The sequence below is a fragment of the Bacillus smithii genome, assembly GCF_001050115.1.
GTDB classification, from domain to species: Bacteria; Bacillota; Bacilli; order Bacillales; family DSM-4216; genus Bacillus_O; species Bacillus_O smithii.
On record NZ_CP012024.1, the window covers coordinates 1,342,723 to 1,357,502 of the forward strand.

Here is a 14,780-nt window from a genome sequence, read left to right on the forward strand (position 1 = left end):
CAAGAATGGGAAAAATAGCCTTTGTATTTCCTGGACAAGGATCACAAACAGTTGGCATGGGGAAGGAATTGGCACAACAAGATCAGGAAGCTGCCGCCCTTTTCGCTAAAGCAGATGAAAAACTTGGTTACTCGTTAAGCGATATTATGTTCAATGGTCCTCAAGAGACGCTCACACTGACGTACAATGCTCAGCCGGCTTTATTGACTGTAAGTTCGGCGCTAGTGAACAGGCTCAATAAAGAGGGAATTCATGCCGATTATGCCGCTGGACACAGTCTGGGAGAATATTCTGCGTTGACTTATGCCGGAGCTCTCCGTTTCGAAGATGCCGTTTATACTGTGCACATGCGTGGACGTTATATGGAAGAAGCAGTTCCGGCAGGTGTAGGGACAATGGCTGCCGTGTTGGGCATGGAGCGTGAAGAACTGCTGAAAGTGACGGAAGAAGTATCGCAAGGCGGGGATAGTGTCCAATTAGCCAATTTGAACTGTCCTGGGCAAATTGTCATATCGGGGACAAAAAAAGGCGTCGAAACAGCTGGAGAACTGGCCAAGGAACGTGGAGCTAAAAGAGTCATTCCACTGCAAGTGAGCGGGCCGTTCCATTCTAGTTTAATGAAGCCTGCTACAGAAAAACTGGAAAAAGTGTTGGATCAAATAGAGATTCATGACTGCAAAGTCCCGGTAGTCGCCAATGTGGACGCCCGTCCGGTTCAACTTGCCAGCGATATTCGTGCTAAGCTGTTGGAACAGCTTTATTCTCCTGTATTGTGGGAAGATACCATTCAAACACTTTTGGAGCTGGGGGTTGATACTTTTATTGAAATTGGGCCGGGAAAAGTACTGTCTGGTTTGATTAAAAAAGTGAACCGCCGAGTTCGTACATTCGCCGTTTCGGACGAAGAATCGATTCGGTCCACCGTTCAAGAACTGAAGGAGGGAACAGTGTGAGATTAGAAGGAAAAGTGGCCCTTGTGACAGGGGCTTCAAGAGGAATCGGCCGGGAAATAGCACTTGAGTTTGCAAGAGAAGGAGCCGATGTAGCTGTTAATTACGCTGGCAGTGAAGAAAAAGCCCGTGAAGTAGCCGAAGAAATTAAAGCAATGGGAAGAAAAGCACTCCTTGTTCAATGTGATGTTTCGGATAGTCAAGCTGTTCAAGATATGATAAAATCAGTTGTCGATTACTTTGGTGGTTTAGATATCCTTGTCAATAACGCTGGTATTACGAGAGATAATTTGATTTTGAGAATGAAAGAAGAGGAATGGGATGCTGTCATCAACACGAACTTAAAAGGTGTCTTTTTATGTACAAAGGCAGCAGCACGGGCCATGATGAAGAAAAGAAGTGGTCGCATTATCAATATTTCCTCTATTGTCGGGATTACTGGAAATCCAGGTCAAGCGAATTATGTGGCAGCCAAGTCAGGGGTAATCGGTTTAACCAAAACCACCGCGAAGGAGTTTGCTTCGAGGGGAATTACGGTCAATGCGATCGCGCCTGGATTTATATCTACTGATATGACAGAAGACCTGCCAGAAGAAGTAAAAGAAGCCATGATCAAACAAGTTCCTCTTGCTCGAATAGGGGAGCCGAAAGAGATTGCAAGAGTGGCCTTATTTTTGGCGTCGCCTGATTCCAGTTATATGACTGGGCAAATATTGCGGGTTGACGGTGGAATGGGCATGTGATATAAGAGTTAAGTCGAAGTATTTGAGGGGAGGTGAGTAGAATGGACGACGTTTTAGAGCGTGTAACTAAAATTGTTGTGGACCGCCTAGGAGTGGAAGCATCTCAAGTGACGCTTGATGCTTCTTTTAAAGAAGACCTTGGTGCTGATTCTCTTGACGTAGTAGAACTTGTCATGGAATTGGAAGATGAATTTGAAATGGAAATTTCTGACGAAGAAGCTGAAAAAATCGTAACAGTCGGTGATGCTGTTAATTACATAAAAAGTAAACAATAATCGTCAGAAGTTTAAAGCGGTCGCTCGTCCTTCCAAAGGAGGCGGCTGCTTTTTTTTGTAAGAATCTTTGTTTCAAACACATTTATTCCCATATACGATTTTTTCTAATCCTCCTGTATACATATCGCAAATGGCAATTGTTTAACGGAAGAAATGACATTTCACATTCCATTAGTCAGAACACACGAAGGATCAACGATGATCGTCTTTCCAAAACAAATGATTGAATGTCCATGACCATAATGCTCGAAAAGTTCAACTAGTCATCAGTTTTTTTCATTAACTCTGATGAAAGTTGCACTTTTACACTGATTATTTCAGAAGGCTCTGTGCCGAAAAGAAAATTGGGAAAACATTTTGCGCTGAAAGGATATTTCGTCTAAACTTGTTATGTGAGTGAAGATGGAGGCATTCAGACTAAGAAGTTTTTCATTTTATGCTAGTGGAGGAACTTTGTAATGAGGAAACAATCCAAAGAAGACAAGAGAATAGAAGAGCAGCGATTTCGGCAGCTGCAAAAGAAGCTTGAAATTGATTTTCATGATCAAAGCCTTTTAATGCAAGCCTTTACCCATTCATCTTATGTGAATGAGCATCGAAAAAAGCCAAACGATGATAACGAAAGGTTGGAGTTTTTAGGAGATGCAGTGCTGGAACTGACGGTATCCAATTATTTATTCAACAAATATCCTTTCATGAGCGAAGGTGAATTAACAAAGCTGCGTGCGGCGGTTGTATGTGAACCTTCCCTTGTCGGATTCTCCAACGAACTGCAATTCGGTCAATACATTCGATTGGGAAAAGGAGAAGAGATGACTGGAGGACGAACGCGGCCTGCTTTGCTCGCTGATGTGTTTGAAGCGTTCATAGGGGCTCTTTATCTTGATCAAGGATTAGAGGTCGTTGTCCAGTTTTTAGAAAAAATCGTGTTTCCTAAAATCGATGCCGGTGCTTTTTCTCATGTGATGGATTTTAAAACTCAGCTTCAGGAAATGGTTCAAAGGGACGGAAACGGTATTTTAACGTATCGTATACTGCAAGAAAAAGGACCGGCCCATCATCGGGAATTTGTTTCTGAAGTTGCCTTAAACGGTCAGGTTCTCGGCGTAGGGACAGGGCGGTCTAAGAAAGAAGCGGAGCAGCGTGCCGCCGAACAAGCATTGTCTAAACTAAAACAAAATCAGAAATGACAGGGGGAAAATAAATGTTCCTCAAACGATTGGAGATCGTTGGCTTTAAATCGTTTGCTGACAGAATCACCATTGATTTTGTTCCTGGTATAACAGCAGTGGTTGGGCCAAACGGGTCGGGGAAAAGCAATATTACCGATGCCGTCAGGTGGGTATTAGGAGAGCATTCTGCAAAGTCGCTCCGCGGATCAAAGATGGAAGATGTTATTTTTGCTGGAAGTGATACCCGAAAAGCCTTAAATTTTGCGGAAGTTACGTTAGTTCTCGATAATGAAGATGAATTTTTGCCGCTGGAATATAATGAAATCAGTGTCACTAGAAGGGTGACTCGATCTGGTGAAAGCGAGTTTTTTATTAACAAACAGCCATGCCGATTGAGAGACATTGTCGAGTTGTTCATGGATTCCGGTCTTGGCAGGGAAGCTTTTTCTATGATAGGACAGGGCCGCGTAGAAGAAATTTTGAACAGCAAGCCGGAAGACAGACGAAGCATTTTTGAAGAAGCAGCGGGAGTGTTGAAATACAAAACGCGCAAAAAAAAGGCAGAGGCCAGATTGGCTGAAACGGAAGAAAATCTGAACAGGGTCAATGACATTTTGCACGAACTGGAACACCAAGTAGAGCCGCTCAAAATTCAAGCTTCTATCGCCAAAGATTATCTTCAGAAAAAAGAGGATTTAGAAAAGGTGGAAGTGGCTTGCATCGTTTATGAGATTGAAGAATTACATAAGCGATGGGAAAAATTGAGCAGCGAGCTGGATAGTCATAAAAAAGATGAAATGGCTCGATCGGCCGAAATTCAAAAAAAGGAAGCTAGGCTTGCGGAGTTGAGGGATCGGCTGACGGCATTGGATGAATCCATTAGTGATTTGCAAAATGTTTTGTTGGCGGCCAGTGAAGAATTGGAGAAACTGGAAGGGCAAAAAAAGGTATTAATAGAAAGAAAGAAAAATGCGGCTCAAAACGAAAGCCAATTAAGGCAAAATGTTATCGAACTTACAGAACGTCTTCAATCTTTGCAAAACGAAAAAGAGCTTCTCAAACAAGAAACGGAAAACTGTAAAGAGGAAGCGCTCGCCTTAAAACAATCACTCGCTGATAAACAAAAACAATTAAACGAGCTGGCCGACGACGTAGACGAACGGATTGATTCATTAAAAACCGATTATATCGATCATTTAAACAATCAAGCGTCTATCAAAAATGAGCTGCAGTACATTGAACAGCAATGGCAGCAATATGAAGCTCGCCAACAAAGGCTGACGAAGGAAAACGAAAAATATTTAAGCTCTCGTACTGAATTTGAAAACGAAAGAAAAAATTTAGAAAACGAGTTGAAACGAATTGAACTTGAGTTGAATCAGCACATTCATTCTTTCCAAACGGAAAAACGAACGCTTGAAGCACAGAAACAAAAATATGCGAAATTGGAATCGAATTTATATCAAGCCTATAAAATTCTGCAGCAAGCCAAGTCTCGTAAAGAAATGCTCGAAACGATGGAAGAAGAGTATGCCGGCTTTTTCCAAGGCGTAAAAGAAGTTTTGAAAGCTAAAAATTCGGTTCTTCATGGAATTGAAGGAGCGGTGGCTGAACTGATTGAAGTCCCGAAAGAATTGGAAAAGGCCATCGAGACAGCTCTCGGCAGTGCCACGCAGCACATCGTGACGGTGGACGAGCGTTCTGCCCGTGAAGCTATCGGATTTTTGAAGAAGCATCATTACGGCAGGGCGACTTTTTTGCCGTTGAATATCATAAAAGGCAAATCGATTTCCAATGACCTGATTGCATTGCTGCGATCGGATAGCCGTTTTGTCGGAATTGCGGCAGAATTGATTCGTTGTGAAGATAAATATCGTGACATCATTTCCAATTTGTTAGGAAATGTTGTGATCACAACGGATTTAAAAGCAGCTAATGATCTGGCTAAAAAACTTGGATACCGATTGCGGATGGTAACGCTTGATGGCGATGTCGTCAACCCCGGAGGTTCCATGACAGGAGGAGCAGTTAAACAAAAGAATGCTTCCATTTTAAGTCGCAAAAATGAGCTGGAATCTTTAAAGCAGGAAATCGAAATCATGGAACAAAAAACAACGGAGGCGGAAAAAAAGGTAAAGGAATTAAAATCGGAAATCCAATCCCGCGAATCTCATTTGGAAGAAATGCGAAAAGATGGGGAAAAGCTTCGTTTGCAGCAGCAAGAATGGAAAGCCAAATGGCGTGAAAACGAAATGGCCTTTGAGAATCTAAATGAAAAACTGGCCGTGTACGATTTGGAAAAATCGGAATACGAGCGGGAAAAACAAGCGTTGACAGAGCGAAAAGAGTCTTTGCTTCGATCTCTTGAAAATACAGAATCTGCGTTGAAGAAAATCAATGCTGAATTAGAACGTCTGACAGAGCAGAAATATCATGAGAAAGAATCAAAAGAAAAACTGCAAAGTGAAATCAGCGATTTGAAAGCATTATTGGCGGTTAAAAATGAGCAGCTTAACGCACGCAAAAAAGAACTTCAAAGAGTAGAAACGGAGATTGAAGTAGCATCCAACAAACAAAAGCAATTGGAAAACGATTTGAACGATCTGCAGTCCGAAATGGTGAACAGTGAAGACGGGGAAGTTCAAGTGGAAGCAGCTGCTAAGCAAAAATCCCAAGATAAGGAAGAGACAGCACGTCTCATCTCATTGAGAAGGGAAGAACGATTCAAGCTTCAGCAAATCATTGAAGATGAAGAACTTGAATTAAAAGAATTAAAACGAATTCACAAAGGTCTTGTCGAAGTTGTTCAAGATGAAGAAGTAAAGATTAATCGTTTGGATGTCGAACTAGAAAACCGTCTTTCCGTTTTAAATCAAGAATACAAGCTGACATTTGAAGCGGCAAAAGAACATTATCCGCTTACGATTCCCATTGAAGAAGCTCGCAAGCAATTAAAACTAATCAAATTGGCGATTGAGGAATTAGGGACGGTCAATTTGGGAGCGATAGATGAGTATAAGCGGATTTCCGAACGTTATTCCTTTTTGTTGGAACAAAAAAATGATCTTCAAGAAGCGAAAGAAACACTCTATCGTGTGATCTCCGAGATGGATGAAGAAATGGCTCGACGTTTCGAAGAGACCTTCACTGCTGTACGTAAACAATTTGGCTCGGTTTTTTCGCAATTGTTTGGTGGAGGAAGAGCTGAATTAAAATTAACAGATCCTGAGCATATGTTGACTACCGGTATTGAAATAATTGCTCAGCCTCCAGGAAAAAAACTGCAAAATTTGGGGCTTCTCTCCGGCGGAGAACGGGCGCTTACGGCCATTGCATTGCTCTTTTCGATTTTAAAAGTACGTCCCGTTCCATTTTGCATTATGGACGAAGTAGAAGCAGCGCTTGACGAAGCCAATGTCTATCGCTTCAGCCGTTATTTAAAGCAATTCAGCGAAGAAACACAGTTTATTGTCATCACTCACCGAAAAGGTACAATGGAAGAAGCCGATGTGCTGTATGGAGTCACAATGCAAGAATCAGGAGTATCAAAGCTCGTTTCCGTCCGGTTGGAAGAAACGAAGGAATTGTTAAAAGTGTAAGAAACACTTTTTCTTAATGTCTCATTTTGAACTTTTTCTTTTAAGAATCAAGCAATCTTCTGTTTAAGTCCAAATTCGATTTTTATTCAGAATACAAAGGTTTGTTTTGAAGGTAAAAAGAAGCGCAAAGACTCTGGTAGTATGAGTAAAGGAAGTGAAATGATGAGCTTTTTTCAAAAACTAAAATCAAAATTTACGAAATCAACGGATACTGTAACAGAAAAATTCAAGAGCGGTTTGTCGAAAACAAGAAATGGATTTTCGAGTAAAATCAACGATTTGATCGCCCGCTATCGGAAAGTGGACGAGGAGTTTTTTGAGGAATTGGAAGAAATTATGATCAGTGCCGATGTCGGTGTTCAAACCGTGATGGAACTGGTGGAAGAGCTGAAAATGGAGGCCAAACGCCGTAAAATTCAAGACTCTGCTGAATTGCAAGATGTGATTGTGGAAAAACTCGTGGAGATTTATCAAGGGGGAGATGAAACCCTTCATGACCTCAATCTCCAGAAAGACAGTCTGACAGTTATTTTATTTGTCGGCGTGAATGGGGTCGGCAAAACGACAACGATAGGGAAGCTGGCCCATAAATTTAAAAATGAAGGAAAATCAGTGCTTCTGGCTGCAGGTGATACGTTCCGCGCCGGAGCCATTGAACAATTGGAAGTATGGGGGGAAAGGGTCGGAGTCGATGTGATCAAACAGACTGAAGGTTCGGACCCAGCTGCTGTCATGTTTGACGCCATCAAAGCAGCAAAAGCGAGAAAAGTAGACGTTCTCCTTTGCGATACGGCTGGACGCCTGCAAAATAAAGTGAACTTGATGAAGGAATTAGAAAAAGTGAAACGCGTGATCGAAAGGGAAGTGCCCGGGGCTCCTCATGAAGTGCTTCTCGTTTTAGATGCCACAACCGGCCAAAATGCACTGATCCAAGCAAAAACCTTTAAAGAAGCTACCCAAGTCACAGGAATTGTGTTGACCAAGCTGGATGGCACGGCGAAAGGGGGCATCGTGCTGGCGATACGAAATGAATTGCAAATTCCGGTAAAATTTGTTGGACTTGGTGAAAAAATGGATGATTTGCAGGAGTTTGATGTTGAAAAGTATGTATACGGATTATTTTCCGACCTTATGAAAGAGGATTCCACCAACTGACGTTTTGGGGGAGAGGCAGGAATAAAGGCTTCTTCTAATACCGTTTGAGCCGCAGCTGGGACTATCCGGTCAGATGGAAATAAACAGTCTATGGCTCAAACGGTTTTTCGCTTTTGAAATAAGGGGAATGGGAGCTCCATGAGTTCCTTTATCGCCAAAAAGCGCTTTATATTCTGTCGTCAGGCACATGCAAGGGAATTTCCTTGACATTTGAAGTCATTCAAAGTACACTGAAATAGTGTAAAGGAATTCCACTTAACAACGAAAAGAGGGGAATGGCATGCTGGAAAAAACAACGAGAATGAATTTCTTGTATGATTTTTATCAATCGTTGTTGACTCCAAAGCAGCGTAATTATATGGCCCTCTATTACCTCGATGATTACTCGTTGGGGGAAATAGCAGAAGAATATGGTATAAGCCGTCAAGCGGTTTATGATAACATTAAACGGACAGAAGCCATGCTGGAAGAATATGAAGAAAAATTGTCTTTATTCAAAAAGTTTCAAATGAGGACTGAACTGTTTCAACAATTAAAGAATGCCATCTCTTCTGACAACCATTCAAAAGAGCAGTTGCTCGAGTTGGTGGAACAATTGGAGAGGTTGGAGTAGATTTTTTATAAAGAAAGGAGGCGGCAGCATTGGCTTTTGAAGGATTGGCCGAGCGTTTGCAAAACACCATTCAAAAAATCCGCGGCAAAGGAAAAGTATCCGAAGCGGATGTGAAAGAGATGATGAGAGAAGTTCGTTTAGCGCTTTTGGAAGCAGACGTCAACTTTAAAGTTGTAAAGGACTTTGTAAAAAAAGTGAGCGAACGCGCCGTTGGCCAAGAAGTGATGAAGAGTCTGACTCCCGGCCAACAAGTCATCAAAGTCGTTAAGGAAGAATTGACCGAGCTGATGGGCGGTGAACAGAGCCAAATTGCCGTTGCGAAGCGCCCTCCGACTGTTGTGATGATGGTCGGTCTCCAAGGAGCGGGGAAAACGACGACAACAGGCAAGCTGGCTAACCTTTTGAGGAAAAAATACAACCGCAAGCCGTTGCTGGTCGCTGCGGATATTTACCGTCCTGCTGCCATCAAGCAGTTGGAAACTCTCGGCAAACAGCTGAATATGCCTGTCTTTTCTCTCGGCGATCAAGTCAGCCCGGTGGAAATTGCCCAAAAGGCGATTGAAAAAGCAAAAGAAGAGCATTATGACTATGTTTTAATTGATACCGCCGGTCGGCTCCATATTGATGAAAATTTGATGGAAGAATTAAAACAAATCCAGTCTTTGACCAAGCCTGAGGAAATTTTTCTTGTCGTTGATGCGATGACAGGGCAGGATGCTGTCAATGTCGCTCAAAGCTTTGATGAGCAGCTTGGCATCACCGGCGTCATCTTAACCAAGCTGGACGGGGATACACGCGGAGGGGCAGCCTTATCGATTCGTTCGGTAACCGGCAAGCCCATCAAATTTGCCGGAATGGGCGAGAAAATGGATGCTCTTGAACCTTTCCATCCGGAACGAATGGCATCGCGCATTCTCGGAATGGGAGATGTGCTGACATTAATTGAAAAAGCGCAGGCTTCCGTTGACGAAGAGAAAGCAAAACAGCTTGAACAAAAAATCCGAACGATGTCATTTACACTCGATGATTTTCTTGACCAATTGGGCCAAGTCCGCTCGATGGGTCCACTCGATGAATTATTAAAAATGATCCCCGGAATGAACAGGATCAAAGGGCTGAACAACATTCAAATTGATGAAAAGCAAATCAGCCATGTGGAAGCGATTATTCGCTCAATGACAAAAGAAGAGAAAGAGCATCCGGAAATTATCAACTCCAGTCGAAGAAAACGTATCGCAAAAGGAAGCGGTACAACCATTCAAGAAGTCAATCGGCTGTTGAAACAATTTGAAGAAATGAAAAAAATGATGAAACAAATGACCAGCATGCAAAAAGGAAAGAAAAAGGGCTTCAAATTCCCTTTTATGTAACGCGATGAGCGGCCCGTAACTATTTCACCCTTTTCATGTGAGATCTATGATGTTTTACTTTTACGGGTCTTGATCTAAACACTTTTAAATTGTAAGTTTTTTGAGGCAATATTCATGTGTTAAGAAAAAACACTTTACAAGCAATAGGATTTTTTGATAACATACTATCTTGTGTGAAACTATTCGGAGGTGCATTAATCATGGCAGTAAAAATTCGTTTAAAACGTATGGGGGCAAAAAAAGCTCCGTTCTATCGTATTGTAGTGGCAGATTCTCGTTTTCCTCGCGATGGCCGTTCTATTGAAACCATCGGAACATACAATCCGTTGACTCAACCGGCTCAAGTCGAAATTAACGAAGAATTGGCGCTTAAATGGTTGCAAAACGGTGCAAAACCGTCTGACACAGTTCGCAACCTTTTCTCTCAAAAAGGAATTATGGAAAAATTCCACAACGCTAAATACGGCAAATAAGAATAATTGAATTCATTCTTGCCGTTGACCAACCTTTCGCGGACCACTCGGAAAAAGCTCCGTGTCGATCCGCGAAGAAAGGTTTCTAGCCTTTCCAATGGACCGGCTGATACCGGAAAAGTGGTTGAAAAATACGGACGTATGGTGAAAACCATCCGGACTGTTCTTTAGGCAGCTAGTGCTGATATAAAGGAAAAAGTATATTTGGAAATTGCCGAAAAAGGGAGGGGAAACCTCCCTTTTTGTATAGGAGTCGTGATCAGCCTATTGGGGGCAATCTCGGAGGTGTCCCGATGGAAATTATCCAAAAAGTGGTCGTTAAGCAAGTATTAACGGAAAAAAGCAAAGAGTTGCTAATCCAAAAATACTCGGAAAAAATCGAGCAGCTGGAAAAGGAATGTGCTCAGCTTCAATTTGAGCAAAAAAAGGTAGAAAAAGAAAAAAAATTCTCCCTTGCGCAAGTTCGTGCCTACTTCGGAAAGGAAATCGACAAACGAAGAGAAAAAATCAAGCAATATGAATTTCAACTTCAACAATTGGATTTATTGCCGCTTGGAAGCGAAATAAAAGAGCAGGAATTGGAGACGATTGTAACAGTGGAAATTGGAGACCGTTGGGATGAAGTGGCAAAAGGGAAAACGATTGTCGTGAAAGACGGAATAATTATTGACATTCGTGAGGGGTGAAAGAATGGAGAAATGGTTCAATATCGGTAAAATCGTGAATACACACGGAATCAAGGGAGAAGTGCGGGTGCTCTCCCGTACCGACTTCCCGGAAAAACGCTATAAAAAAGGCAATACTCTCTATTTATTCCTCCCCGGACAAACGGAAGGAATTCCGCTCGTGGTGAATAGTCATAGGACTCATAAGTCATTCGATCTTCTTTCATTTGAAGGTTATGAAAGCATCAACGATGTGGAAAAGTTTAAAGGTGCGATGTTAAAGATTCCTGAAAGCCAGCAACACGAATTGGAGGAAGGGGAATATTACTTTCATCAAATCATTGGCTGTCAAGTAAAGACGGAAGATGGCGACCCGGTGGGAATCGTAACGGAAATTCTTACACCGGGAGCCAATGATGTCTGGGTGGTAAAAGACTCCAATGGAAAAGAATATTATATTCCGTATATTGAGGACATCGTGAAGAAGGTAGATATTGACGAAAAAATCATTATAATCCATCCAATGGAAGGACTGCTGTCATGAAGATTGATATTTTAACATTGTTTCCGGAAATGTTTGACGGTGTCTTGTCATCTTCCATTCTAAAAAAAGCGGCAGAAAAGCAAATTGTCACTTATCATGTAGTCAATTTCAGAGAATTTTCTAATGACAAGCATCAATCAGTAGATGATTATCCATACGGGGGCGGCGCCGGGATGGTATTAAAACCACAGCCCATTTTCGACGCCGTCGCCCATTTGAAACAAAAAAGCGAAAACACTCAGCCAAGAGTGATCCTTATGTGCCCCCAAGGCGAGAGATATACGCAGAAAAAAGCGGAAGAGCTGGCCGAAGAAGACCATTTGATTTTAATTTGCGGACATTATGAAGGCTATGATGAACGTATTCGGACGATCGTTACCGATGAAATTTCCATTGGCGATTTTGTGTTGACTGGAGGCGAAATCGGTGCGTTGGCAGTTGTCGACAGCGTTGTAAGACTGCTTCCCGGAGTTTTAGGCAATGAGAATTCACCGATTATGGACTCTTTTTCCTCTGGATTGCTGGAACATCCTCATTATACACGCCCCGCCGACTTTCGTGGGTTGAAAGTTCCAGACGTACTGTTGTCCGGAAATCACCGATTGATTGAGCAATGGCGGATGAAGGAGTCGCTGCGAAGAACTTGGGAAAGAAGGCCTGACTTGTTAGAAAATTATCCATTAACTCCAGAGCAAAAAGAATGGCTGCAAGAATGGGAAAAGGGGAATTACTCGTCCAACGACTCTTAAAAACGTACTGGCAAAATTTCTAATTGCTGCTTGATTTGCGGTTGGCGATATGATAAGATTTAGCTTGTGATTTGAACGAAATATTTCGTTCTTTTCGTTTGAAAACGATGTTCCGCTGCAAACGATCGATCTGCAAGAGCATCTGTTGGAAGGAGTTGAATACGATGCACCATTTAATTGATGAAATTACAAAAGAACAACTTCGCAATGATATTCCGGATTTCCGTCCAGGGGATACTGTACGCGTACACGTGAAGGTTGTAGAAGGAAATCGCGAACGTATCCAAATTTTTGAAGGTGTTGTAATCAAACGCCGCGGCGGCGGAATCAGCGAAACTTTTACTGTACGTAAAGTTTCTTACGGTGTAGGGGTTGAACGTACATTCCCTCTTCACACACCAAAAATTGCGAAGATTGAAGTTGTGCGTCGCGGTAAAGTTCGTCGTGCGAAACTTTACTATTTGCGTAACTTGCGAGGAAAAGCTGCTCGTATTAAAGAAATTCGATAATAGAACGATCTTTGCAAAAAGGAGCTTGTATTCAAGCTCCTTTTTATGTCCCAATACATACTGCATGCCGTTCCAAATGGTGGCAAAAATATTTTAAATGAAGTAAAATAAATGCCATGTATGGATTCTTCAGACGAAGCTTCGTTTTATGGATGACCAAGTACACTGTGTGAATAACGCTTCAACAAATAATAAGAGTTGCGGCAGGAAAACGTATAGATCAGATCATATTTCCGTTTTTTCTGCTTGAATTAATAGAAAAACAAACGCCGTTTTTCCTCGAAATTTGTGTGGCAATGGTCCGAGGAAACAGCATGCAGGCGCAATTTTGATTCTATATAGGCATTGGGTGGTGGACAATTTGGCAAAACAGAAAAATGAATTATGGGAATGGACAAAAGCTCTTTTAATCGCGGTGGCTCTCGCGGCGATTATTCGTTACTTCGTTTTTGCTCCTATTGTGGTTGACGGACTTTCGATGATGCCGACACTACATAACGGAGACCGTATGATTGTCAATAAACTTGCGAAACCCAAACGATTCGATATTGTCGTATTTCACGCACCGGAAGGAAAAGATTATATTAAACGAGTGATCGGGCTTCCGGGAGATAGAATCGAATATAAGAATGACAAATTGTATATTAATGGAAAATACTATAAAGAACCCTATTTAGACAAATACAAAAAAGAAGTGACGGACGGCCCTTTAACACAAGATTTTACTTTGAAAGAAATTATTGGCCGCGATACAGTACCAAAAGGAGAGATTTTTGTCTTAGGGGACAATCGCCGATTCAGCAAAGACAGCCGCCATATCGGGACGATCAAAATGGATAAAATAGTAGGAGAGACAAAGTTTATTTATTGGCCGATTAAAGATTTCGGAATAGCCAAATAGCCTGTTTTTTGTACCAAAGGGATGTTTATTTGTCATTCCATTAAACCCTGTTTTCTGAATCGCGGATTCATCTTAGAATTTCTCGTTGGGATAAGCTTGGCTTGATCAAAAGCACTTCATCTCATAGCTAAGCTTATCAGAAACCATTCAGATAGGAGGTGAAATCATGACGATACAATGGTTTCCTGGCCATATGGCAAAGGCGAGGAGAGAAGTGACCGAGAAACTTAAACTTATTGATATCGTTTTTGAGCTGGTAGATGCTCGTTTGCCTCTGTCTTCACGAAATCCGATGATCGATGAAATCATCCAGCAAAAACCTAGAATCATTTTATTGAACAAAGCGGATTTGGCTGATTCGGAATGGACGAAAGAATGGATCGCTTACTTCAAGAGTCGCCAATTGCCCGCCATTGCAATAAACTCTCAAGAGGGTCAGGGACTTTCCCAAATAATGAATAAGACAAAAGACCTGTTGAAAGAAAAATTTGAGCGAATGAGAGCAAGGGGGATCAAGCCCCGTGCTGTTCGTGCGATGATTGTCGGTATTCCAAATGTGGGGAAATCCACTCTGATTAATCGGCTGGCTAAACGAAACATTGCCAAGACAGGCAATACACCAGGGGTGACGAAAGCTCAACAATGGATAAAAGTGGGGAAGGAACTGGAACTTTTAGATACCCCAGGTATTTTATGGCCTAAATTTGAAGATGAGGAAGTAGGATATAAATTGGCGCTAACGGGGGCCATAAAAGATTCGATCATTAATTTGCAAGATGTTGCAGCTTATGGACTGCGATTTTTAAAGGAGCATTATCCCGAGCGTCTGACAGAGCGATACCAGATTGACCCTCATTTGGAAATCATCGAAATGTTTGATGCCATTGGAAAACTGAGAGGCTGCCTGCTAAAAGGCGGAGAAATTGATTACGATAAAACTACTGATATTATCATCCGCGATATCCGTTCTGAAAAGTTAGGGAAATTGACATTTGATTTTCCGGAAAATCACCTTTCTTAAAGATATTTGCGGCGTAACCCCTTTTCTTTTTAACCTGCCTG

15 protein-coding genes are annotated in these 14,780 nt (G+C 41.9%); all 15 read left to right on the plus strand.

Annotated features, from left to right (window positions below; all coding sequences use genetic code 11):
- Window positions 1–5: 5 nt before the first annotated feature.
- Window positions 6–953 carry an ACP S-malonyltransferase gene (gene fabD / locus BSM4216_RS06365; RefSeq protein WP_003354542.1) on the plus strand — a complete coding sequence of 316 codons (948 nt, stop codon included), beginning with the start codon at window positions 6–8 and terminating at the stop codon, window positions 951–953.
- Window positions 950–1,693, plus strand: coding sequence for a 3-oxoacyl-[acyl-carrier-protein] reductase (gene fabG, locus BSM4216_RS06370; RefSeq protein ID WP_048623139.1), 744 nt, complete (start codon window positions 950–952; stop codon window positions 1,691–1,693). The genes fabD and fabG overlap by 4 nt, the downstream gene beginning before the upstream one ends.
- Window positions 1,694–1,734: 41 nt before the next feature.
- Entirely contained in the window at window positions 1,735–1,968 is a 234-nt protein-coding gene (acpP, locus tag BSM4216_RS06375; protein WP_003354545.1) for an acyl carrier protein, read from the plus strand.
- Window positions 1,969–2,426: 458 nt separating this feature from the next.
- Entirely contained in the window at window positions 2,427–3,158 is a 732-nt protein-coding gene (rnc, locus tag BSM4216_RS06380) for a ribonuclease III (RefSeq protein ID WP_048623140.1), read from the plus strand.
- Window positions 3,159–3,172: 14 nt separating this feature from the next.
- Complete coding sequence (gene smc, locus BSM4216_RS06385) at window positions 3,173–6,739, plus strand: chromosome segregation protein SMC (RefSeq protein WP_048623141.1); 3,567 nt, start codon at window positions 3,173–3,175, stop codon at window positions 6,737–6,739.
- A 162-nt stretch (window positions 6,740–6,901) separates the two neighbouring features.
- The gene (ftsY, locus tag BSM4216_RS06390) at window positions 6,902–7,894 is read left to right on the plus strand and encodes a signal recognition particle-docking protein FtsY (RefSeq protein WP_048623142.1); all 993 of its coding nucleotides are present in this window, start codon (window positions 6,902–6,904) and stop codon (window positions 7,892–7,894) included.
- A gap of 280 nt (window positions 7,895–8,174) precedes the next feature.
- Complete coding sequence (locus BSM4216_RS06395) at window positions 8,175–8,507, plus strand: putative DNA-binding protein (RefSeq protein ID WP_003354549.1); 333 nt, start codon at window positions 8,175–8,177, stop codon at window positions 8,505–8,507.
- A gap of 29 nt (window positions 8,508–8,536) precedes the next feature.
- Window positions 8,537–9,877, plus strand: a complete 1,341-nt coding sequence (gene ffh, locus BSM4216_RS06400; protein WP_003354550.1) for a signal recognition particle protein — start codon at window positions 8,537–8,539, stop codon at window positions 9,875–9,877.
- A gap of 200 nt (window positions 9,878–10,077) precedes the next feature.
- Window positions 10,078–10,350 (plus strand): 30S ribosomal protein S16, encoded by a 273-nt coding sequence (gene rpsP / locus BSM4216_RS06405; RefSeq protein WP_003354551.1) that lies wholly within the window; start codon window positions 10,078–10,080, stop codon window positions 10,348–10,350.
- Between the two features lie 293 nt (window positions 10,351–10,643).
- The gene (locus tag BSM4216_RS06410; protein WP_048623143.1) at window positions 10,644–11,036 is read left to right on the plus strand and encodes a YlqD family protein; all 393 of its coding nucleotides are present in this window, start codon (window positions 10,644–10,646) and stop codon (window positions 11,034–11,036) included.
- Between the two features lie 4 nt (window positions 11,037–11,040).
- Window positions 11,041–11,559 (plus strand): ribosome maturation factor RimM, encoded by a 519-nt coding sequence (gene rimM, locus BSM4216_RS06415; protein ID WP_048623144.1) that lies wholly within the window; start codon window positions 11,041–11,043, stop codon window positions 11,557–11,559.
- Window positions 11,556–12,308: a tRNA (guanosine(37)-N1)-methyltransferase TrmD gene (gene trmD / locus BSM4216_RS06420; RefSeq protein ID WP_048623145.1), complete on the plus strand. Its 753-nt coding sequence runs from the start codon at window positions 11,556–11,558 to the stop codon at window positions 12,306–12,308. The genes rimM and trmD overlap by 4 nt, the downstream gene beginning before the upstream one ends.
- 164 nt (window positions 12,309–12,472) lie before the next feature.
- The gene (gene rplS / locus BSM4216_RS06425) at window positions 12,473–12,817 is read left to right on the plus strand and encodes a 50S ribosomal protein L19 (protein ID WP_003354556.1); all 345 of its coding nucleotides are present in this window, start codon (window positions 12,473–12,475) and stop codon (window positions 12,815–12,817) included.
- 361 nt (window positions 12,818–13,178) lie between these two features.
- Window positions 13,179–13,718 (plus strand): signal peptidase I, encoded by a 540-nt coding sequence (gene lepB, locus BSM4216_RS06430; RefSeq protein ID WP_040341500.1) that lies wholly within the window; start codon window positions 13,179–13,181, stop codon window positions 13,716–13,718.
- Between the two features lie 166 nt (window positions 13,719–13,884).
- On the plus strand, window positions 13,885–14,739 hold the full coding sequence (ylqF, locus tag BSM4216_RS06435; RefSeq protein ID WP_048623146.1) for a ribosome biogenesis GTPase YlqF: 855 nt from the start codon (window positions 13,885–13,887) through the stop codon (window positions 14,737–14,739).
- The last annotated feature ends 41 nt before the right edge of the window (window positions 14,740–14,780 follow it).

Excerpts from the sequence above, each read along its gene's own strand:
- smc (WP_048623141.1), top strand. The coding sequence starts at position 3,173 with ATGTTCCTCAAACGATTGGAGATCGTTGGCTTTAAATCGTTTGCTGAC.
- acpP (WP_003354545.1), top strand. The coding sequence starts at position 1,735 with ATGGACGACGTTTTAGAGCGTGTAACTAAAATTGTTGTGGACCGCCTA.
- ylqF (WP_048623146.1), top strand. The coding sequence starts at position 13,885 with ATGACGATACAATGGTTTCCTGGCCATATGGCAAAGGCGAGGAGAGAA.
- trmD (WP_048623145.1), top strand. The coding sequence starts at position 11,556 with ATGAAGATTGATATTTTAACATTGTTTCCGGAAATGTTTGACGGTGTC.
- BSM4216_RS06410 (WP_048623143.1), top strand. The coding sequence starts at position 10,644 with ATGGAAATTATCCAAAAAGTGGTCGTTAAGCAAGTATTAACGGAAAAA.
- rpsP (WP_003354551.1), top strand. The coding sequence starts at position 10,078 with ATGGCAGTAAAAATTCGTTTAAAACGTATGGGGGCAAAAAAAGCTCCG.
- fabD (WP_003354542.1), top strand. The coding sequence starts at position 6 with ATGGGAAAAATAGCCTTTGTATTTCCTGGACAAGGATCACAAACAGTT.
- rimM (WP_048623144.1), top strand. The coding sequence starts at position 11,041 with ATGGAGAAATGGTTCAATATCGGTAAAATCGTGAATACACACGGAATC.
- rplS (WP_003354556.1), top strand. The coding sequence starts at position 12,473 with ATGCACCATTTAATTGATGAAATTACAAAAGAACAACTTCGCAATGAT.
- ftsY (WP_048623142.1), top strand. The coding sequence starts at position 6,902 with ATGAGCTTTTTTCAAAAACTAAAATCAAAATTTACGAAATCAACGGAT.
- BSM4216_RS06395 (WP_003354549.1), top strand. The coding sequence starts at position 8,175 with ATGCTGGAAAAAACAACGAGAATGAATTTCTTGTATGATTTTTATCAA.
- rnc (WP_048623140.1), top strand. The coding sequence starts at position 2,427 with ATGAGGAAACAATCCAAAGAAGACAAGAGAATAGAAGAGCAGCGATTT.